This window comes from Streptomyces sp. NPDC006134 (assembly GCF_040628835.1).
In the GTDB taxonomy this organism is placed as follows: domain Bacteria; phylum Actinomycetota; class Actinomycetes; order Streptomycetales; family Streptomycetaceae; genus Streptomyces.
Genome location: NZ_JBEXTV010000030.1, coordinates 41,383 through 60,613, shown reverse-complemented (window position 1 = coordinate 60,613; position 19,231 = coordinate 41,383). Strand labels below are relative to the sequence as shown.

Genomic DNA, 19,231 nt, shown 5'->3' with positions numbered 1-19,231 from the left:
CGCATGTCGGGTAATTACCGTCTGTGACAGGGTTCGTCGGCGCGCGCGGCACGGAAACGCCACGCCGAAGATCGAGTTCGGACCGTTAACCCCGGCGTGGTCGGGCAGACTCGAAGCAAGCCCGAAGCAAACCTCCCGGAAAGAGGGTGGATCGCGTGGACCGCTGCATCGTCCTGGTGGACGCCGGGTATCTGCTGGGGGCCGCCGCCAGTCTCCTCGCCGGGGAGCCCTCGCGGTCCCGCATCACCGTCGACCACGCCGCCCTCATCCAAGGGCTGCGTGAACGCGCCGAGTCCGACACGCAGCAGCCCCTGCTGCGCATCTACTGGTTCGACGGCGCCCCCGACCGCGTCCCGCAGCCCGAGCACCGCCGGCTGCGCGTGATGCCCCGGGTCACCGTCCGGCTCGGCGCGCTCACCCGCAGCGACGGCCGCTGGGCGCAGAAGGGCGTGGACGCCGCCATGCACGCCGAGCTGACCGAGCTGGCCCGCAACCGCGCCTGCTCCGACATCGTGCTGGTGACCGGCGACGGCGACCTGCTGCCGGGCATGATGGCGGCCAAGGAGCACGGCGTCGCCGTCCACCTGTGGGCCGTGCAGGCCGCCGACGGCGACTACAACCAGTCCGAGGACCTGGTCGCCGAGGCCGACGAGCGACGCGTACTGGACCGTACGTGGATCACCAAGGCCGTACGCGCCAAGGAGCTCACCGGGGTGTGCGCGCCGCCGCCCGAGCCCCGCCCCGAGATCGCCGCGATCCTCTCCGCGCCGCTGCCCGAGTCCGCGCTGCCCGCCCCCGTGCAGCGGCCGGCCGAGGAGCCCCCGCACCCGACGGCGTCCACCGCCGCGCGCAACGGCGGCGCCGAGCGCGTACCGGCCGCCGCCAAGGGCGTGCCCACCCCCAAGGACCTCGCCGCCCTGCGCGCCCCCGGCCCCCAGCCCACCGCCCCGCAGCCCGCCTCCGCCACCTTGCGCTGGTCCTCCGACAAGGGCTGGGTCGACCGCCCGGTCTCCGAGCCCCCCGAGGCCGTCTCGATGCCGACGCTCGCCCAGCTCACCACCGCGGAGCAGCGGTGGGCCGACCGCGAGGAGGACATCACCACGGTCGGCGGCGACCCCTACGAGGTGGGGCAGGTCTTCGCCCGCCGCTGGGTGGAACGCCTCGGTGACCAGGCGCACCTCCAGAAGCTCTCGGGCATGTACCCCCGCATCCCGCACCGCATCGACGGCGAGCTGCTGCGCTACGCCGCCCGCTTCGGGCTGCTCGCCCACAAGGACGACCAGATCGACGAGCACGACCGGTACGCGATCCGGGCCGGGTTCTGGCGGGAGATCGACCAGCGGACGGCGGTCGAACGCACCCCCGCGGGAGAGTGAGCCGCGCCCCCGCGGAGAGTGAGGGTTGGGCCGAGTTGACGCTTATGGGGCCACCCGGGAGCGGCGCGGGCACGCCGACCCCGTAGGCTCGTCCCTTGTGAGTACGCGCGCGGCACAGACATCTCGGCACCGTGATGATGCCGTGTGCGTGGTGCGCGGGCTGACCAAGACCTACCCGGCCGTGCGCGGCCGGCGCGGTGCCCCCGCGACGCCCGAGGTGCGGGCCACCGACGACGTCCGGCTGGACATCCGGCGCGGGGAGATCTTCGGGCTGCTCGGCCCCAACGGCGCCGGCAAGTCCACCCTGGTACGGCAGCTGACCGGGCTGATGCGGCCCGACGCCGGCACCGTGGAGATCCTCGGCCACGACATCGTGCGCCACCCGGAGCGGGCCTCGCGGATCCTCGCCTACCTCGGGCAGGAGTCCACCGCCCTGGACGAGCTGACCGTGTCGCTGGCCGCCGAGACCACCGGCCGGCTGCGCGGCCTGGACGCCCGCCGGGCACGGTCCGAGCGGGACGCCGTCCTCGACGAGCTGGGCCTCACCCCGATCGCCGGGCGCCCGCTGAAGAAGCTGTCCGGCGGGCAGCGGCGCCTGGCCTGCTTCGCCGCCGCGCTGGTGGGGGAGCGCCCGCTGCTCGTCCTGGACGAGCCGACCACCGGCATGGACCCGGTGGCGCGGCGGGCGGTGTGGGCCGCCGTCGACCGGCGCCGGGCCGAGCGCGGTACGACCGTGCTGCTGGTCACCCACAACGTCATCGAGGCCGAGACCGTCCTGGACCGGGTCGCCGTCCTCGACCGGGGCCGCGTGATCGCCTGCGACACGCCCACCGGGCTGAAGGAGCAGGTCGCCGGCGAGGTCCGCGTCGACCTGGTGTGGCGCGAGACGGCACCGCTGCACGTGCCCGAGGTGGCCGCGCTGCGCGACCGTGCCGCCGAGTCCGGGCGCCGCTGGACGCTCCGGCTCGCCCCCGAGGAGGCCCGCACGGTCGTCGCCACCGTCACCGGCGGGGCCGCCTTCGCCGCCCTGGACGACTTCACGCTCGCCACCCCGAGCCTGGAGGACGTGTACCTGGCGCTGGGCGGTGCCGCCCGGCAGGGGCTGGTGAAGGCGTGAGCACCCGGGCCGTGCGCACACGGGCCGCCGCTTCCGTACGCACCGGGCAGGGCGACACCCCCAGTGGCCCGCCGGCTCCGGCCGCCCCAGCCGTCTCGGTGTCTCCGGTGACCCCAGCGACTTCAGCGACTCCAGCGACTCCAGTGACCTCAGTGAAGAGGAGCAGCACGACGTGAGTGTCGTACCCGCCGATGTCCTGACGGGCGGCGCCGTGGCCGCCGGGGAGCCCGGTGCGCCGGCGGCCGAGCTCGGGCCGAAGGCGCGGTTGTGGCCCTCGCTGGCGGCGGTCTACCGGGCCCAGCTCTCCCGCGCGCGCGTGGCGCGGATCCCGCTGCTGTTCGTGGCGACCTTCCAGTCGATCGGGATCATGATCCTCATGCGCGGCGTCGTCGACGGCGGCGGCGAGGCGCGGACCGTGGTCGCCGGGTCGTCGGTGCTCGTCGTGGCGTTCGTCGCGCTGAACCTGCTCGCCCAGTACTTCGGCCAGCTGCGCGCCAGCGGCGGGCTCGACCACTACGCGACGCTGCCGGTGCCCCCGGCCGCGGTGGTGCTGGGCGCGGCGGGCGCGTACGCCTCCTTCACCGTGCCGGGGACCGTGGTGACCGCCGTCTTCGGGTGCATGCTGTTCGGGCTGCCGCTCGCTCACCTGTGGGTGCTCGCGGCCGTGATCCCGCTCGCCGGGGCCGCGCTCGCCGGGCTCGGGGCGGCCCTCGGCCTGCTCGCGCCGCGCCCGGAGCTGGCCACGCTGCTGGGGCAGCTGGGCATGTCGGCGGCGCTGCTGCTGGGCGTGCTGCCGGCCGAGCGGATGCCGGAGGCGGTGCGCCTGGCGCGGGACCTGCTGCCGTCGACGTACGGCGTGGAAGCCTTCGCCCGGACCTTCGCGGGCGGGCCCGACTGGGCCTTCGTCCTCGGCGACCTCGCCGTGTGCGGGGCGGTCGGCGTGGTCTCGCTGGCCGTCGCCACCTGGGCCTATCGCCGGGCCGCCGTCCGGTGACGCACCGCACGGGCGGGCCTGGCACGATGTCAGAGTGACCGCACCTCTGACTCCGCCTCCACCCCCGCACGACCACTCGTCGCACCGGCACCACCCGCTGATGCCGCCGCCGGCCGGCGCGCACCCGACGGGCGGCGCGTACGGACAGGACGGCCCCGGGATGAAGACCGAAGTGCGCGAGGCCCTCGTGACGGCCGTCGGGGCGACGCTCGCCGGGGTGCTGCTCGGGGTGCTGTGGTGGCGGCTGGCGCCGAGCGTGCCCCTGGTCGGGGAGCCGGCCGACGGGAACTGGGTCGTCTACCTCCAGGACACCGAGGGCGAGCAGGCCGTCGGCGTCGACGGGACGTTCACGCTGCTGGCGCTGGCCTTCGGCGTGGTCAGCGCGGTCCTCGTCTTCCTGCTGCGGCGGCGCGGGGGCGTGCCGCTGGTGGTCGGGCTCGGGGTCGGAGGCATCCTCGGCTCCCTGCTGGCGTGGCGGGTCGGGGCGTGGCTCGGCCCCGGCCAGGACGTGATCGCCCACGCCCGGGAGGTGGGCCGGGGCGTGACGTTCCCGGCACCGCTGAAGCTCGGGGCGAAGGGGGCGCTGCTGGCGTGGTCCCTGGCGGCCCTCCTCGTCCACCTGGGCCTCACGGCGCTGTTCGGGCCGCGGGACCCCGACCCGTACCAGTACCAGCAGGGCGGCCCGTACCCCCAGAGCCCCTACGGGGGGCCGCACGACCCACGCGGACCGCACGAGCCGCACGGACCGCACGACCCACACGGGAAAACCCCGGCGCCCTAGTGCCGGGGCCCGGGCGTAGTGCTGCGGCCCGGGCGCCGGGGCGCGCCCGTCAGGAGGTCACGCACGCCCGATGGGCGCGAGGACCGCGTCCGTCAGCCGGGCCAGGTCGCCGGGGGCGAGCTCCACCTCCAGGCCGCGGCGGCCGGCGGAGACGCAGATCGTGCCGTGCGCCGTCGCCGACGCGTCCAGGACCGTCGGCAGCTTCTTGCGCTGGCCGAGCGGGGAGATCCCGCCGCGGACGTAGCCGGTGGTGCGTTCCGCCAGCGCCGGGTCGGCCATCGCCGCGCGCTTGCCGCCCACCGCCGCCGCCAGCGCCTTCAGGTCCAGCTGGCCCGCCACCGGGACCACCGCCACCGTCAGGGCGCCGTCCACGTCCGCCACCAGCGTCTTGAACACCCGGTCGGGGGAGACGCCCATCGCCTCGGCCGCCTCCTCCCCGTAGGAGGGGTGGGAGGGGTCGTGCTCGTAGGAGTGGACCGTGTGGTCCACCCCGGCCGCGGTGAGCGCCACCGTCGCGGGCGTCCCACCGGCCTGCTGTTTCTTCGCTTTCTTCGCCATCCGGCCTGTTCCCGTACTCGTCGCCTCGGTACGTCGGTTGGGAGTCTCGGTACGTCGGTTGGGACTCAGTTGAGACTCGTCGGCCCGCGCGTCAGCTCCGACGCGGGCAACGACGGCAGCGTACGGAGGATGGCCGTCTCCGCGCGAAGGAGTTTCAGCTCGTCGCGCAGCCGGGACGCGGTGTCCGGCGCCTGGAGCAGCCGCTGCTTGGTGGGGGTGTCCAGCATCATCGCGGCGGCCACCAGGTAGGAGACCACGCCCGGTTCGTCCGGCAGGTCCGCGCCGGTCGCCAGCGACCGCTCCCTCGCCCCCGCCAGCCGCTTCTGGTACTGGCGGAAGGCCCGCAGCACCCCTTCGGCCAGCGCGCCGGCCTCGTCCCCGGGCTCCTCGGCGAGCGGCTCCAGCTCGGCCGTCAGGAACGGGCCCGAGGCGTCCACCGACAGCAGCCGCACCCGGGTCGTCCCGGTCGCCAGCACCTCGAAGGTGCCGTCGGGCTGCTCCCGGATGGTCGCCGCGTCCGCCACGCAGCCCACCTTGTGGAACGCCTTGGCCGGGTCGGTGCCGAACCCGGCGGCGGGCCCTCGCGCGGGCAGCGCCGTCGGATCGGGCATGCCGGGCGCGCTCGGCGCCACCTCGTGGCCGTCGCGGATCGCCACGACGGCGAACCGGCGCGGCTCGTCCTCGGACGTTTTCAGCAACGCGCGCATCATGGCGCGATAGCGCTCCTCGAAGACGTTCAGCGGGAGCACGAGCCCCGGGAACAGCACCGAGTTCAGCGGGAACAGGGGGAGCCGGACGGTGGTCACGACGCAGAAGCCTAATGGCCGACGCACCGGACACGGGCGCCGTGCCCGGATCGGGGACGGCCGGAACCCGCCGCCGGCGTGGAGGCGACCACCGCGCGGACCCCGCGGCGCACCTCCGGGAACCGGCCGGGCGGATCGTCCGTCTCCCGGTCCCGGGAGAAGGAAGCTCCCGGTCCCGGGAGAAGGAAGCTCCCGGTCGCGGAGGAAGGAAGCCCTCGGTCCCGGGGGAAGGAAGCCCTCGGTCCCGGGGGAAGGAAGAGCGAAGAGACGGGCCTGCCGGTCCCTCCGCTTCCCAGGGCACCGCCGCCGGCAGGAGCCTCAGTTGCGGCGCAGCAGCCGGGTCGCCCCCGCCGCCACCGTCGTCGCCAGGACCCAGCCCAGCAGGACCAGCGCCGCGGCCAGCCACTGCCAGCCGCCGCGCAGCTGCCAGGCGCCGGTCTGGCCCAGGTCGATGACCGGCAGCAGCAGGTCGAGGGCGAACAGGGCGGGGTCCCACGCCGGATGCTCGTCCCGCTTCACGGGCGGGTGCCCGGCGTGCGCGAAGGCGACCGAGCCCGCCGCCCACAGCACCGCCATCCACACCGCGGCCCGGCCCGGCCGGTAGCCGTAGGCGACCGTCCAGTCCTGCGCGTACCCCCACAGCTTGGGGCCGAGGGGCAGGCTCTCGCGGCGCCGGCGCTGCTTGGCGAGCAGTACCTCGCGGGCGTCCTCGTCCTCGCCCCCGGCCCGCAGCACGGCCGCGAGCCGCTCGTAGGGCTCGGGGTTGTACTCGGCGGTCGCGGCGGACACCCAGTCCAGCCGCTCGGCCAGCGGGAACGGGCCCCGCGGCACCAGATTCTCGTAGCAGAAGCCGCCCATGTGCAGCCGGCCCGGGCCCGGCCAGCTGTCCGCCCGGTCCATCAGGTTGACGACCCGCGCCCCCGACAGCACCACCCGGCCCCGCGCCGGCCGCTCCCCGAGGAAGCGCAGCTCGGGCGTCTGCACCCGGCGCAGCGACAGCTCCTGCTCGTCGGTGAGGGCGAACCGGGCCTGCTCGAAGTCGACCGCGTCGCCGAACCGCCCGTCGTCCAGCCGCATCCCGCCCTCGCACTCGAACCGCTGCACCCGGATGCCCTCCGCCGGGGTGGTGCCGCTGAGCAGCGGGCTGCCGACGCCCGCCGGGGTCAGGTACAGGGTGCGCTCGACCGACAGCTGGGGGGCGTTCAGCGCGAGCCGGGCCAGGGGGTTGCTGAGCCGGGCGCCGCGCAGGCTCAGCGAGACCCCGACGGTGGCGCCGCGCAGGCTCAGCTCGCCGTGCGACTCCAGCATCTCGGCCTGCAGGTCCTGCCCGACGCTCAGACCGTCCCCGGCGATCGACCGGCCGCTGCGGTCCCGGTGCACGATCGCCTGGTTGAGCAGCAGGTCCGTGCCTATCTGGGCGTCGGTGAGCCGGATGCCGCGGTGGAAGCGGCAGCGCGGCAGGTGCAGGTCCCCCTCGGTCTGCACCCGGGCCGCCTCCAGCCGCGGCACCGAGCAGTCCACCAGCCGGACGGTGGTGAAACGCGCCTCCGGCAGCAGGACGTCCTGGTCGAAGCGGCAGCCGCGCATCTCGACGTAGGGCGCGACCGTGCCGCCCGCCAGGTCCAGCGCGCCGCTGACCCGCACGCCGACGAGTTTCAGCGACGACACCCGGCCCGCCAGGGCGGGCGGCCCGTCCAGCAGCAGCCAGCACACGATCCGCGCCCGCACGGTCCGCTCGGGGCCCCACGGCTGCCCGCCGTGCGGATCGTCGGCCAGCGCGTCCCCGCTGCTCAGGTCGTACACGCTGCCGTTGCGGAAGGCCTGCCACATGCCGGCCTCCGCGGCGGACAGGTCCGCCGGCAGGTCCCCGGGGCCGAGCCCGGTCCCCTCGGTCACGGTGCTTGCCTCCGTCCCCCGCTACTCGCGAGTCGGTTTCCGGTACAACCGTTCATGCCCGCTGTGTGACGGCTCGAACGCACAACGTGAAGAGGATCTTCCGGGCGGTGGGACACGGGTGGCACCGGGGGTGGTTTCCGCCACGTTCCGTATCAGCCATTGATACGTGCGGACGGTGCCGGACGCGGGTCTGAGAGAATTGGTTGCGTGATCTCCCGAATCGATCTGCGCGGCGACGCCCTTCCCGAGGGCCCCGCCCTGCGTGACCTGCTGCCCCGAGCCGACTTCGACGTAGCGGCCGCCCTGGAGAAGGTGCGTCCGATCTGCGAGGCCGTGCATCATCGCGGCGACGCGGCGCTGATCGACTTCGCCGAGCAGTTCGACGGCGTACGGCTGGAATCCGTCCGGGTGCCGCGGCAGGCGCTCACCGACGCCCTGGAGCGGCTCGACCCGGCCGTGCGCGCGGCCCTGGAGGAGTCGATCCGCCGCGCCCGCCTCGTCCACCGCGCCCAGCGCCGCTCCCCCCACACCACCCAGGTCGTGCCCGGCGGCACGGTCACCGAGAAGTGGGTGCCGGTGGAGCGCGTCGGCCTGTACGCCCCCGGCGGCCGGTCCGTCTACCCGTCCTCCGTGGTCATGAACGCCGTGCCCGCCCAGGAGGCCGGCGTCGGGTCGATCGCCCTCGCCTCCCCGCCGCAGGCCGAGTTCGGCGGCCTGCCGCACCCGACGATCCTCGCCGCGTGCGAACTGCTCGGCGTCGACGAGGTGTACGCCGCCGGCGGCGCCACCGCCGTCGCGATGTTCGCCCACGGCACCGAGTCCTGCCCGCCCGCCAACATGGTCACCGGCCCCGGCAACATCTGGGTCGCCGCCGCCAAGCGCTACTTCACCGGCAAGATCGGCATCGACGCCGAGGCCGGCCCGACCGAGATCGCCGTCCTCGCCGACGACACGGCCGACCCGGTGCACGTCGCCTCCGACCTGATCAGCCAGGCCGAGCACGACCCGCTGGCCGCCGCCGTCCTCGTCACCGACTCCGTCCGGCTCGCGGACGCGGTGGAGAAGGAACTGGCCCCGCAGGTCGCCGCGACCAGGCACGTCGAGGACCGCATCCGCCCGGCCCTGTCCGGCCGGCAGTCCGCGATCGTGCTCGTCGACGGCATCGAGGAGGGCCTGCGCGTGGTCGACGCCTACGGCGCCGAGCACCTGGAGATCCAGACCGCCGACGCCGCCGCGGTCGCCGACCGGGTGAAGAACGCCGGCGCGATCTTCATCGGCCCCTGGGCCCCGGTCTCGCTGGGCGACTACGCGGCCGGCTCCAACCACGTCCTGCCCACCGGCGGCTGCGCCTGCCACTCCTCGGGCCTGTCCGTCCAGTCCTTCCTGCGCGGCATCCACGTCGTGGACTACACCAGGGACGCGCTGGCCGAGGTCGCGCACCACGTGGTGACGCTGGCCGAGGCGGAGGACCTGCCCGCGCACGGCGCGGCGATCAAGGCCCGGTTCGACTGGAAGGTTCCCGAGGGCAAGTGACCGGCATTGACGATCTCCCCGTACGGGACGAGCTGCGCGGCAAGTCCCCCTACGGCGCGCCCCAGCTCGACGTGCCCGTACGGCTGAACACCAACGAGAACCCGTACCCGCTGCCCGAGCCGCTGGTCGAGCGGATCGCCGAGCGGGTGCGCGAGGCCGCCCGCGGCCTGAACCGCTACCCCGACCGGGACGCGGTCGAACTGCGCACCCGGCTCGCCGCCTACCTGACGAAGACCTCCGGCCACCCCGTCGGCGTCGAGAACGTGTGGGCCGCCAACGGCTCCAACGAGGTCCTCCAGCAGCTGCTGCAGACCTTCGGCGGGCCGGGCCGCACCGCGATCGGCTTCGAGCCGTCGTACTCGATGCACGGCCTCATCGCACGCGGCACCGGCACCGGCTGGATCTCCGGTCCCCGCAACGAGGACTTCACGATCGACCCGGCCGCCGCCGAGAAGGCGATCGCCGAGCACCGCCCGGACGTCGTCTTCATCACCTCCCCCAACAACCCCACCGGCACCGCGGTCCCGCCCGAGACGGTCCTCGCCCTGTACGAGGCCGCGCAGGCGGCCAAGCCGTCGATGGTGGTCGTGGACGAGGCGTACATCGAGTTCAGCCACGGCGCCTCGCTGCTGCCGCTGCTCGACGGGCGCCCGCACCTCGTCGTCTCGCGCACCATGTCGAAGGCGTTCGGCGCGGCGGGCCTGCGCCTGGGCTACCTCGCCGCGCACCCGGCCGTCGTCGACGCCGTCCAGCTCGTCCGGCTGCCGTACCACCTGTCGGCCGTCACCCAGGCCACCGCGCTGGCCGCCCTGGAGCACACCGACACGCTGCTCGCCTACGTCGAGCAGCTCAAGGCCGAACGGGACCGGCTCGTCGCCGAACTGCGCGCGGCCGGCTACGAGGTGACGGCATCGGACGCGAACTTCGTGCAGTTCGGGCGCTTCGCCGACGCCCACGCGGTGTGGCGGAAGATCCTCGACCGGGGCGTCCTGGTCCGGGACAACGGCGTGCCGGGGTGGCTGCGCGTCACCGCCGGGACGCCGCAGGAGAACGACGCGTTCCTCGACGCGGTCCGTGAGTTGAAGAAGGAGCTGAACGCATGAGCCGCGTAGGACGCGTGGAACGCACCACCAAGGAGACGTCGGTCCTCGTCGAGATCGACCTCGACGGCACCGGCCGCACGGAGATCTCCACCGGGGTCGGCTTCTACGACCACATGCTCGACCAGCTCGGCCGGCACGGTCTGTTCGACCTGACCGTCAAGACCGAGGGCGACCTGCACATCGACTCCCACCACACCATCGAGGACACCGCCCTCGCGCTGGGCGCCGCCTTCAAGCAGGCCCTCGGCGACAAGGTGGGCATCTACCGCTTCGGCAACTGCACGGTCCCGCTGGACGAGTCCCTCGCCCAGGTCACCGTCGACCTCTCCGGCCGCCCCTACCTCGTGCACACCGAGCCCGAGAAGATGGCGCCGATGATCGGCGAGTACGACACCACGATGACCCGGCACATCCTGGAGTCCTTCGTCGCCCAGGCCCAGATCGCCCTGCACGTGCACGTGCCCTACGGGCGCAACGCGCACCACATCGTGGAGTGCCAGTTCAAGGCGCTGGCGCGGGCCCTGCGCTACGCCAGCGAGCGCGACCCGCGGGCCGCCGGCATCCTGCCCTCGACGAAGGGCGCGCTGTGAACGGCACCTCGACCGCCCTGATCGTCGTCGGCCTCTTCCTGATCGGCGGGATCATCTCCTTCGTCAAGCAGAAGATGCCCACGAGCCTGATCGTGCTGCTCTCCGTCGGCGCCGTGATGTGCCTGGCCGCCGGGGTCCTGCGTCTGGAGGTGTGGAATTGAGCACGGCGAGCACGTCCGTGAACACATCCGCGAGCACGTCCGCGAAGTCACCCGCGAAGAAGGTCGTCGTCTTCGACTACGGCTTCGGCAACGTCCGCTCCGCCGAGCGCGCTCTGGCGCGCGCGGGAGCCGACGTCGAGATCACCCGCGACTTCGACACGGCGATGAACGCCGACGGCCTGCTGGTGCCCGGCGTCGGCGCCTTCGCCGCCTGCATGCAGGGCCTGAAGGAGGCGCGCGGCGACTGGATCATCGACCGCCGCCTGTCCGGCGGGCGCCCCGTCATGGGCATCTGCGTCGGCATGCAGATCCTCTTCGCCCGCGGCATCGAGCACGGGGTCGAGGCGGAGGGCCTGGACGAGTGGCCCGGCACGGTCGAGCCGCTCCAGGCCGACGTCGTGCCCCACATGGGCTGGAACACCGTCGAGGCGCCGGCCGGCTCCGAACTGTTCGCCGGCCTGGACGCGGACGCGCGCTTCTACTTCGTGCACTCCTACGCCGTCCACGACTGGACGCTGGAGACCCACAACCCGGCCCTGACCGCGCCCAAGGTCACCTGGTCCACGCACGGCAAGCCGTTCGTGGCGGCCGTCGAGAACGGCGCCCTGTGGGCCACGCAGTTCCACCCCGAGAAGTCCGGCGACGCCGGTGCCCAGCTCCTCACCAACTGGATCGGAACCCTGTAGAGACATGGCCAAGCTCGAACTCCTCCCCGCCGTCGACGTCCGCGACGGCCAGGCCGTCCGCCTCGTGCACGGCGAGTCCGGCACCGAGACCTCCTACGGCTCCCCGCTCCAGGCCGCCCTGGCCTGGCAGCAGGCGGGCGCCGAGTGGCTGCACCTGGTCGACCTGGACGCCGCGTTCGGCACCGGCGACAACCGGGAGCTGATCGCCGAGGTCACCCGGGCCATGGACATCAAGGTGGAGCTGTCCGGCGGCATCCGCGACGACGACACCCTCGCCGCCGCCCTCGCCACCGGCTGCACCCGCGTCAACCTCGGCACGGCCGCCCTGGAGACCCCCGAGTGGGTCGCCAAGGTCATCGCCGAGCACGGCGACAAGATCGCCGTCGGCCTCGACGTCCGCGGCACCACCCTGCGCGGCCGCGGCTGGACCCGCGACGGCGGCGACCTCTACGAGACGCTGGAGCGCCTGAACAAGGAGGGCTGCGCCCGCTACGTCGTCACCGACATCGCCAAGGACGGCACCCTCCAGGGCCCCAACCTCGACCTCCTGAAGAACGTCTGCGCGGCCACCGACCGCCCGGTCGTCGCCTCCGGCGGCGTCTCCTCCCTGGACGACCTGCGCGCCATCGCCGGGCTGGTCCCGCTCGGCGTCGAGGGCGCCATCGTCGGGAAGGCGCTGTACGCGAAGGCGTTCACCCTGGAAGAGGCCCTGGAGATCACCTCTTGAAAAAGGACACAGCGTCATGACGTCCGGAGCCGTGCGGCGCGTGCAGAGCGGAAGTCCCTGGGAGGAGTCCTTCGGTTTCGCACGCGCCGTCGCGGCGGGCGACCGTGTCCTGGTGGGAGGCACGACCTCCTTCAGGGGCAGCGTGCTGTACGGGGAGGGCGACCCGTACGAACAGGCCAGAACGGCCTTCACCACCGCCCTGGAGGCGATCGGCGCGTTCGGGCTCGGCGTCGAGTCCGTGATCCGCACCCGGATGTACCTGACGCACGCCCGGGACGTGGACGAGGTGGGCCGCGCCCACAAGGAAATCTTCGGCCCGGTGCGTCCGGTGTCCACCCTCCTCGTGGTGGAGGGCTTCGTGGACCCGCGCATCCTGGTCGAGGTCGAGATAGAGGCATTCAGAGGAGCCGAGCAGTCATGACCCTGGCGGTCCGAGTCATTCCCTGCCTGGACGTGGACAACGGCCGGGTCGTCAAGGGCGTCAATTTCCAGAACCTGCGCGACGCGGGCGACCCCGTCGAGATGGCCAAGGTGTACGACGCCGAGGGCGCCGACGAGCTGACGTTCCTGGACATCACCGCCTCGTCGGGCAACCGCGAGACGACGTACGACGTGGTGCGCCGCACCGCCGAGCAGGTCTTCATCCCGCTCACGGTGGGCGGCGGCGTCCGCACCGCCGAGGACGTCGACAAGCTGCTGCGCGCGGGCGCCGACAAGGTCGGCGTCAACACCGCCGCCATCGCCCGCCCCGACCTGATCCGCGAGATCGCCGAGCGCTTCGGCCGCCAGGTGCTGGTCCTGTCGGTCGACGCCCGCCGTACCGGGACCGGCTCCTTCGAGGTGACCACCCACGGCGGCCGCCGCGGCACCGGCATCGACGCCGTCGAGTGGGCGCACCGGGCGGCCGAGCTGGGCGCGGGCGAGATCCTGCTGAACTCCATGGACGCCGACGGCACCAAGGACGGCTACGACCTGGAGATGATCGCCGCCGTCCGCAAGCACGTCACCGTCCCGGTGATCGCCTCCGGCGGCGCCGGCAGGCTCGCCGACTTCCCGCCCGCCGTCGCGGCGGGCGCCGACGCGGTCCTGGCGGCCTCCGTCTTCCACTTCGGCGACCTGCGGATCGGCCAGGTGAAGCAGACGCTGCGGGAGGCGGGGCACCCGGTGCGGTGACCCCGCGCCGGGCGCGGCCGCCCCGCCAAGGTCAGATCCCGAGCTGCTTGGTCTCCTGGAGCCGGGCGATCGCGTCCTTCTCCCCGTCCAGCTCCACCGTGGCCGCGTTCTGCCGGCCGAAGGCGAACAGCAGCAGCTCGGACGGCTCGCCGGTCACCGTCACCACCGGCGTGCCGCGGTGGGCGACCGCCGTCTGGCCGTTGGGGCGGCGCAGCACCAGGCCGGTCGGGATGCCGCGGCCCACCAGGCGGGCGGTGCGCTCCAGACGGGACCACAGGGCGTCCTGGAAGACCGGGTCCAGCTCACGGGGCGTCCAGTCCGGCTGGGCACGGCGGACGTCCTCGGTGTGGACGTAGAACTCGACGGTGTTCGCCGCCTCGTCGACCTGCTTGAGGGAGAAGGGCGAGAAACGGGGCGGGCCGGTGCGGATGAGCTGGATCAGCTCCTCGTACGGCTTCGCGGCGTACTCCTCCATCACCCGGTCCAGCCGCGTCGCCAGCTGCTTGATCAGGGTGCCGCCGGCCGCGTCGGGCCGGCGCTCGCGCACCACCACGTGCGCGGCGAGGTCACGGGTGCGCCACCCCTCGCACAGGGTGGGGGCGTCCGGCCCGGCCGTCTCCAGCAGGTCGGCGAGCAGAAGCCGTTCACGCTTGGCGAATGTCGACATGGAGTCAGCCTACGGCCGGGTGGCGCGTCCGCACAGTGAACGCGGCGCGGACGGACCGGACGCGCGCGGCACAATGGTCGGCATGACCAGCACGCCCTCCCGGCCCAGCCGCCTCGACCCGGAGATCGCCGCGCGCCTCAAGCGCAGCCCCGACGGCCTCCTGCCCGCCATCGCCCAGCAGTACGACACCGGTGAGGTGCTGATGCTCGGCTGGATGGACGACGAGGCGCTGCACCGCACGCTCACCACCGGCCGCTGCACCTACTGGTCGCGCAGCCGCCGGGAGTACTGGGTCAAGGGCGACACCTCCGGTCACGTCCAGCGGGTGAAGTCCGTCGCCCTGGACTGCGACGCCGACACCGTCCTGGTCAAGGTCGACCAGGTCGGCGCCGCCTGCCACACCGGCGCCCGCACCTGCTTCGACGCCGACGTGCTGCTCGAGAACGGCGACGGCGCCGCTTCCGGCGCGGCGCCCGCGGATCAGTAGGGTCGGCCGCCATGGACCTCGAAACGTTCCGCAAGCTGGCCGTCGACCGCCGGGTCGTCCCGGTCACCCGCAAGCTCCTCGCCGACGGCGACACGCCGGTCGCGCTCTACCGCAAGCTGGCCGCCGAGCGCCCCGGCACCTTCCTGCTGGAGTCCGCGGAGAACGGGCGCTCGTGGTCCCGCTACTCCTTCGTGGGCGTGCGCAGCGCCGGCACGCTGACCGAGCGGGACGGGCAGGCCCACTGGCTCGGCACCCCGCCCGTCGGCGTCCCCACCGGCGGCGACCCGCTCGCCGCGCTGCGCGCCACCGTCGAGACCCTGCACACCCCCCGCGACCTCGCCCAGGACCTCGGCCTGCCGCCCTTCACCGGCGGCATGGTCGGCTACCTCGGCTACGACATCGTGCGCCGCCTGGAGAAGGTCGGCCCCGGCGACCGGGACGACCTGCGCCTGCCCGAGCTCACCATGCTCCTCACCAGCGACCTCGCCGTCATGGACCACTGGGAGGGCTCCGTCCTGCTGATCGCCAACGCGATCAACCACAACGACCTCGACACCGGCGTCGACGAGGCATACGCCGACGCCGTCGCCCGCCTGGACGCCATGGAGGCCGACCTGTCCCGGCCGGTCGCCCAGCCCCCGGCCGCGCTGCCCCCCTCCGAACTGCCCGAGTACACCGCGCTGTGGGGCGGCCCCGACTTCCAGGCGGCCGTGGAGGACATCAAGGAGCGCATCCGGGCCGGGGAGGCCTTCCAGGTCGTCCCCTCCCAGCGCTTCGAGACGCCGTGCACCGCGAGCGCCCTCGACGTCTACCGGGTGCTGCGGGCCACCAACCCCTCCCCGTACATGTACCTGTTCCGCTTCGACGGGTTCGACGTCGTCGGCTCCTCTCCCGAGGCGCTGGTCAAGGTCGAGGACGGGCGGGCCATGCTCCACCCCATCGCCGGCACCCGGCCCCGCGGCGCCACCCCCCAGGAGGACCAGGCCCTCGCCGACGAACTCCTCGCCGACCCCAAGGAGCGCGCCGAGCACCTCATGCTCGTCGACCTGGGCCGCAACGACCTGGGACGGGTCTGCGAGCCCGGCTCCGTCGAGGTCGTCGACTTCATGTCGATCGAGCGCTACTCGCACGTCATGCACATCGTCTCCACCGTCACCGGCCGCGTCGCGCCGGACCGGACCGCCTTCGACGTGCTGACCGCCTGCTTCCCGGCCGGCACCCTCTCCGGGGCGCCCAAGCCGCGCGCCCTGCAGATCATCGACGAACTGGAGCCGTCCCGCCGCGGCCTGTACGGCGGCTGCGTCGGCTATCTCGACTTCGCGGGCGACTCCGACACCGCCATCGCCATCCGCACCGCCCTGCTGCGCGACGGCACCGCCTACGTCCAGGCGGGCGCCGGTGTCGTCGCCGACTCCGACCCGGTCGCCGAGGACACCGAGTGCCGCAACAAGGCGGCGGCGGTCCTGCGGGCCGTCCACACGGCGAACCGGCTGGGAAAGGCCTGAGATGAACCCCGGGTGACGGTTCGCCCGGGGTTCAGGCGATAGTGGAGTACGTGACTGCCGTACCGCACCCCCGTACCGAAGCCGCCCGTCCCGCCCGGGCCGGCCGCCGCAGCCTCGCCCTCGCCCTGCTGTGCGGCGCGCTGGGCGCGGCCGTGGCGCTGCTGGCGACCCGGCAGCAGTGGGCGGCGGGCACCGCGTCGGTGGCCGGCGGCGCCTTCCCGCTGACCGCCAAGGGAAGCGACGTCACCGGCGTCCCCGCGGCGCTCGCCATAGTGGGCCTCGCCGCGCTCGTCGCCGTCTTCGCCGTCCGCCGCGCCGGGCGCGTCGTCGTCGCCGGGCTGCTCGCCCTGTGCGGCGCCGGCACCGTCGCCGCGGCCCTCGCCGGCGCCTCCGACGGGTCCGCCCTCGACGACCAGGCGGCCAAGGCCGCCGGCGACACCGCCGCCGGCGTGGACGCCCTCACCCACACCGCCTGGCCGTACGTCGCCGCCGCGGGCGGCGCCCTGATCCTGCTGGCCGGACTGCTCGCCCTGCGCTACGGCCGGCTGTGGCCCGCGATGTCCGGCCGCTACGAGCGCACCGGCGCCCCCCGCCCGCGCCGCACGGCCGCCGCCGTCGACCCCGACCGCCCCGAGGACCTGTGGAAGGCCCTCGACCGGGGCGAGGACCCGACCGGCGCCTGACCGCGGCCCCGCCCGCGGAAAGGTTCACCCACGCGCGCGTGGGCACTCGTCACGCGCGGCACCCGGGCCCCGGCACCCGCTCACGCGGCGACGGGCCCCGCTCTCCCGCGCGTCGCGCGTGCCGGGGGAGCACCCCCGATCACTCCACGCGCGCGCGTGCGGGACAATGGGCGCACGAGCGTCCCGCTCGGACACGCACACAGCAACGAGGAGCAAGCAATGGCGGGCAGCAGCCACGGTCACACCCCGGCCGCCTGGACCGGTGTCATCATCGCCTTCATCGGTTTCTGCATCGCGGGCGTCTTCACGGTGACGGCCCAGCCCGTGGGCTTCTGGGCCGGCATGGCGGTCGTGCTCCTCGGCGGTGTCGTCGGCGCCATCATGCGTGCGATGGGCCTCGGCCAGCCGAAGAACATCCACCCGGTGCACCTGGCCACGGACAAGGAGAAGGCGGACAAGCGCCAGCCGGCGAGCGTCGAGGGCTGACTCGGCATCCCGTACGGGGTCCGCTGCGGCCTTGTGGACGAGGTCTGCCGCGGACGGACCGCGTACGGAGGGCCGGGCACGGTTTCGTGGAGGGGCGGCCGGCACACCAGGGTGCCGGAACCGCCCCTCACGCGCGCGTGCGGCCCTCGGCGGGCAGCCGCGGGTGGGACCCCTCACGCGTGTGCGGCCTCCGCCCGCGCGCCGCTGCCCCGCGCGGGGCACAATGCGGGGCGTGGACGCCGACAGCCGGAACACCGCACACCGCACGGCGGCAGCCCCGCCGCCCCGGCCGAATCCGCCGAATCCGCCGAGCCCGCCGGCTCCGACGACCGCCTTTCGCGCCGCCGCCCGGCTCGCCGTACCGGCCGGCGTGCTCGCGGCCGTCGCCGGCGCCTTCGCGTACGTGGGGGCCGTGGACCCCAACGAGCCCGGCCACTACCCGGCCTGCCCGCTGCTGCGCCTCACCGGCCTGTACTGCCCCGGCTGCGGCGGCCTGCGCAGTGCCCACGCCTTCGTCCACGGGGACCTCCCGGCGGCGCTGCAGGCCAACGCGCCCGCCGCCCTGGGCTACGTGGGCTTCGCCGTGCTGTGGACCGTCTGGGTGGTCCGCGCGGCGCGCGGCCGTCCCCTGCGGATCGACCCCGCCCCGTGGCACGTGTGGGCACTGGGGGCGTTGCTGCTGGTCTTCACCGTTGTCCGGAACCTGCCTTTCGGCGGCTGGTTCCACCCTTGACCGCGACGTGAACGTCCAAGGGGTGGGACCGGTGTCCACCGGATGCGGGGCCCGCACCGGCCAACGGATACCATCACAGGGACCATCGGTTCCGCCTGGTGACCCGCCCGACGCGGCGAGGCCCCGGAGCGGAAGCGTCCGCATGAAGCCAACCGTTGGAAGGGGGCCGCTCGCGTGAGTGTGCTCGACGAGATCATCGACGGAGTCCGTGCCGACCTCGCGGAGCGGCAGGCGCGCGTCAGCCTCGACGAGCTCAAGGAGCGCGCGGCCAAGGCACCCGCACCCAAGGACGGTCTGGCCGCGCTGCGCGGCGACGGCGTCAAGGTGATCTGCGAGGTCAAGCGCTCCAGCCCGTCCAAGGGCGCGCTGGCCGCCATCGCCGACCCGGCCGGACTCGCCGCCGACTACGAGGCGGGCGGCGCGGCCGTCATCTCCGTCCTCACCGAGCAGCGCCGCTTCGGCGGCTCGCTGGCGGACCTGGAGGCGGTGCGCGCGCGCGTGGACATCCCCGTGCTGCGCAAGGACTTCATCGTCACGTCGTACCAGCTGTGGGAGGCGCGCGCGCACGGCGCCGACCTGGCGCTGCTGATCGTCGCCGCCCTCGACCAGTCGGCCCTGGAGTCGCTCATCGAGCGCGCCGAGTCCATCGGCCTCACCCCGCTGGTCGAGGTGCACGACGAGGACGAGGTCGACCGCGCCCTCGACGCGGGCGCCAAGGTGATCGGCGTCAACGCCCGCAACCTGAAGACGCTGGAGGTCGACCGCGGCACCTTCGAGCGGGTCGCCCCGGAGATCCCCGAAGGCATCGTCAAGGTCGCCGAGTCCGGCGTCCGCGGCCCGCACGACCTGATCGCCTACGCCAACGCCGGCGCCGACGCCGTCCTGGTCGGCGAGTCCCTCGTCACCGGCAAGGACCCGAAGACCGCGGTCGCCGACCTGGTGGCGGCGGGCGAACATCCCGCATTGCGGCACGGGCGGGACTGACCCCCGGTACGCTTGGCCCCGATGAAGCCCCCGACCACCCTGCCGGCCAGGGACCCGTACGCGCGCCTCGCGCGTGGCTGCCGCCCGCGCGGCTGCCGCGCGCCCGCGCGCCGGGTCCACGGGCGCCGGGTGCGGTACGTGATCGGGGACGAGCCCGGGCAGGTGAACGGGCGGCGATGGCAACG

At 74.1% G+C, this 19,231-nt stretch carries 22 protein-coding genes; 18 read left to right on the top strand and 4 right to left on the bottom strand.

What is annotated here, in order from left to right; translation table 11 throughout:
• Positions 1–155 precede the first annotated feature (155 nt).
• From ABZ340_RS20720 to ABZ340_RS20705, 4 genes are all read left to right on the top strand, one after another.
• Positions 156–1,376 carry an NYN domain-containing protein gene (locus tag ABZ340_RS20720; RefSeq protein WP_358783253.1) on the top strand — a complete coding sequence of 407 codons (1,221 nt, stop codon included), beginning with the start codon at positions 156–158 and terminating at the stop codon, positions 1,374–1,376.
• A 142-nt stretch (positions 1,377–1,518) separates the two neighbouring features.
• Entirely contained in the window at positions 1,519–2,493 is a 975-nt protein-coding gene (locus tag ABZ340_RS20715) for an ABC transporter ATP-binding protein (protein WP_358783252.1), read from the top strand.
• A 172-nt stretch (positions 2,494–2,665) separates the two neighbouring features.
• Positions 2,666–3,487, top strand: a complete 822-nt coding sequence (locus ABZ340_RS20710; protein ID WP_358783251.1) for an ABC transporter permease — start codon at positions 2,666–2,668, stop codon at positions 3,485–3,487.
• A 34-nt stretch (positions 3,488–3,521) separates the two neighbouring features.
• Positions 3,522–4,268, top strand: coding sequence for an AAA family ATPase (locus ABZ340_RS20705; RefSeq protein WP_358783250.1), 747 nt, complete (start codon positions 3,522–3,524; stop codon positions 4,266–4,268).
• Between the two features lie 57 nt (positions 4,269–4,325).
• Here the strand turns inward: ABZ340_RS20705 and ybaK are convergent, their stop codons facing one another.
• The 3 genes from ybaK to ABZ340_RS20690 all read right to left on the bottom strand — a co-directional run bounded on the left by ybaK (position 4,326) and on the right by ABZ340_RS20690 (position 7,528).
• A complete protein-coding gene (ybaK, locus tag ABZ340_RS20700; protein WP_358783249.1) occupies positions 4,326–4,826 on the bottom strand; it encodes a Cys-tRNA(Pro) deacylase in 501 nt (166 codons plus the stop codon).
• A gap of 65 nt (positions 4,827–4,891) precedes the next feature.
• Positions 4,892–5,632, bottom strand: a complete 741-nt coding sequence (locus ABZ340_RS20695; RefSeq protein ID WP_358783248.1) for an LON peptidase substrate-binding domain-containing protein — start codon at positions 5,630–5,632, stop codon at positions 4,892–4,894.
• A gap of 318 nt (positions 5,633–5,950) precedes the next feature.
• Positions 5,951–7,528, bottom strand: a complete 1,578-nt coding sequence (locus tag ABZ340_RS20690) for an oxidoreductase (protein WP_358783247.1) — start codon at positions 7,526–7,528, stop codon at positions 5,951–5,953.
• A 207-nt stretch (positions 7,529–7,735) separates the two neighbouring features.
• On the opposite strand from ABZ340_RS20690, the gene hisD reads away from it, so the two are divergent.
• Genes hisD through hisF form a run of 8 tightly spaced genes read left to right on the top strand, consistent with a single transcriptional unit; the run spans position 7,736 to position 13,501 of the window.
• Complete coding sequence (gene hisD, locus ABZ340_RS20685) at positions 7,736–9,061, top strand: histidinol dehydrogenase (protein ID WP_358783246.1); 1,326 nt, start codon at positions 7,736–7,738, stop codon at positions 9,059–9,061.
• Entirely contained in the window at positions 9,058–10,164 is a 1,107-nt protein-coding gene (locus ABZ340_RS20680) for a histidinol-phosphate transaminase (protein ID WP_358783245.1), read from the top strand. The genes hisD and ABZ340_RS20680 overlap by 4 nt, the downstream gene beginning before the upstream one ends.
• Entirely contained in the window at positions 10,161–10,754 is a 594-nt protein-coding gene (gene hisB, locus ABZ340_RS20675) for an imidazoleglycerol-phosphate dehydratase HisB (protein WP_358783244.1), read from the top strand. The genes ABZ340_RS20680 and hisB overlap by 4 nt, the downstream gene beginning before the upstream one ends.
• Positions 10,751–10,915, top strand: coding sequence for a hypothetical protein (locus ABZ340_RS20670; RefSeq protein ID WP_358783243.1), 165 nt, complete (start codon positions 10,751–10,753; stop codon positions 10,913–10,915). Before hisB ends, ABZ340_RS20670 begins: the two co-directional genes overlap by 4 nt.
• Before the next feature lie 17 nt (positions 10,916–10,932).
• The gene (hisH, locus tag ABZ340_RS20665; RefSeq protein ID WP_358783289.1) at positions 10,933–11,601 is read left to right on the top strand and encodes an imidazole glycerol phosphate synthase subunit HisH; all 669 of its coding nucleotides are present in this window, start codon (positions 10,933–10,935) and stop codon (positions 11,599–11,601) included.
• Positions 11,602–11,605: 4 nt separating this feature from the next.
• Positions 11,606–12,328: a bifunctional 1-(5-phosphoribosyl)-5-((5-phosphoribosylamino)methylideneamino)imidazole-4-carboxamide isomerase/phosphoribosylanthranilate isomerase PriA gene (gene priA / locus ABZ340_RS20660; protein ID WP_358783242.1), complete on the top strand. Its 723-nt coding sequence runs from the start codon at positions 11,606–11,608 to the stop codon at positions 12,326–12,328.
• 16 nt (positions 12,329–12,344) lie between these two features.
• On the top strand, positions 12,345–12,749 hold the full coding sequence (locus ABZ340_RS20655; protein WP_358783241.1) for a RidA family protein: 405 nt from the start codon (positions 12,345–12,347) through the stop codon (positions 12,747–12,749).
• Complete coding sequence (gene hisF / locus ABZ340_RS20650; protein WP_358783240.1) at positions 12,746–13,501, top strand: imidazole glycerol phosphate synthase subunit HisF; 756 nt, start codon at positions 12,746–12,748, stop codon at positions 13,499–13,501. The genes ABZ340_RS20655 and hisF overlap by 4 nt, the downstream gene beginning before the upstream one ends.
• A 31-nt stretch (positions 13,502–13,532) precedes the next feature.
• Here hisF and ABZ340_RS20645 read toward each other — a convergent pair whose 3' ends face one another.
• On the bottom strand, positions 13,533–14,168 hold the full coding sequence (locus tag ABZ340_RS20645) for a TIGR03085 family metal-binding protein (protein WP_358783239.1): 636 nt from the start codon (positions 14,166–14,168) through the stop codon (positions 13,533–13,535).
• A gap of 82 nt (positions 14,169–14,250) precedes the next feature.
• Here ABZ340_RS20645 and hisI point away from each other — a divergent pair, with 82 nt between their 5' ends.
• The 6 genes from hisI (at position 14,251) to trpC (ending at position 19,046) form a co-directional block, all read left to right on the top strand.
• Positions 14,251–14,655 carry a phosphoribosyl-AMP cyclohydrolase gene (gene hisI / locus ABZ340_RS20640; protein WP_358783238.1) on the top strand — a complete coding sequence of 135 codons (405 nt, stop codon included), beginning with the start codon at positions 14,251–14,253 and terminating at the stop codon, positions 14,653–14,655.
• Between the two features lie 11 nt (positions 14,656–14,666).
• Positions 14,667–16,160 (top strand): anthranilate synthase component I, encoded by a 1,494-nt coding sequence (locus tag ABZ340_RS20635; RefSeq protein ID WP_358783237.1) that lies wholly within the window; start codon positions 14,667–14,669, stop codon positions 16,158–16,160.
• 41 nt (positions 16,161–16,201) lie between these two features.
• Complete coding sequence (locus tag ABZ340_RS20630) at positions 16,202–16,843, top strand: TIGR02234 family membrane protein (RefSeq protein WP_358783236.1); 642 nt, start codon at positions 16,202–16,204, stop codon at positions 16,841–16,843.
• A 219-nt stretch (positions 16,844–17,062) separates the two neighbouring features.
• Complete coding sequence (locus tag ABZ340_RS20625; RefSeq protein ID WP_358783235.1) at positions 17,063–17,329, top strand: HGxxPAAW family protein; 267 nt, start codon at positions 17,063–17,065, stop codon at positions 17,327–17,329.
• A 223-nt stretch (positions 17,330–17,552) separates the two neighbouring features.
• On the top strand, positions 17,553–18,062 hold the full coding sequence (locus tag ABZ340_RS20620; protein ID WP_358783234.1) for a DUF2752 domain-containing protein: 510 nt from the start codon (positions 17,553–17,555) through the stop codon (positions 18,060–18,062).
• A 174-nt stretch (positions 18,063–18,236) separates the two neighbouring features.
• Positions 18,237–19,046 carry an indole-3-glycerol phosphate synthase TrpC gene (gene trpC / locus ABZ340_RS20615; RefSeq protein WP_358783233.1) on the top strand — a complete coding sequence of 270 codons (810 nt, stop codon included), beginning with the start codon at positions 18,237–18,239 and terminating at the stop codon, positions 19,044–19,046.
• The last annotated feature ends 185 nt before the right edge of the window (positions 19,047–19,231 follow it).

Coding starts and splice junctions, on each gene's coding strand:
- ybaK (WP_358783249.1), bottom strand. CDS start 4,826: ATGGCGAAGAAAGCGAAGAAACAGCAGGCCGGTGGGACGCCCGCGACG.
- ABZ340_RS20635 (WP_358783237.1), top strand. CDS start 14,667: ATGGACCTCGAAACGTTCCGCAAGCTGGCCGTCGACCGCCGGGTCGTC.
- hisF (WP_358783240.1), top strand. CDS start 12,746: ATGACCCTGGCGGTCCGAGTCATTCCCTGCCTGGACGTGGACAACGGC.
- ABZ340_RS20645 (WP_358783239.1), bottom strand. CDS start 14,168: ATGTCGACATTCGCCAAGCGTGAACGGCTTCTGCTCGCCGACCTGCTG.
- ABZ340_RS20620 (WP_358783234.1), top strand. CDS start 17,553: ATGCGGGGCGTGGACGCCGACAGCCGGAACACCGCACACCGCACGGCG.
- ABZ340_RS20625 (WP_358783235.1), top strand. CDS start 17,063: ATGGCGGGCAGCAGCCACGGTCACACCCCGGCCGCCTGGACCGGTGTC.
- priA (WP_358783242.1), top strand. CDS start 11,606: ATGGCCAAGCTCGAACTCCTCCCCGCCGTCGACGTCCGCGACGGCCAG.
- hisI (WP_358783238.1), top strand. CDS start 14,251: ATGACCAGCACGCCCTCCCGGCCCAGCCGCCTCGACCCGGAGATCGCC.
- hisB (WP_358783244.1), top strand. CDS start 10,161: ATGAGCCGCGTAGGACGCGTGGAACGCACCACCAAGGAGACGTCGGTC.
- ABZ340_RS20655 (WP_358783241.1), top strand. CDS start 12,345: ATGACGTCCGGAGCCGTGCGGCGCGTGCAGAGCGGAAGTCCCTGGGAG.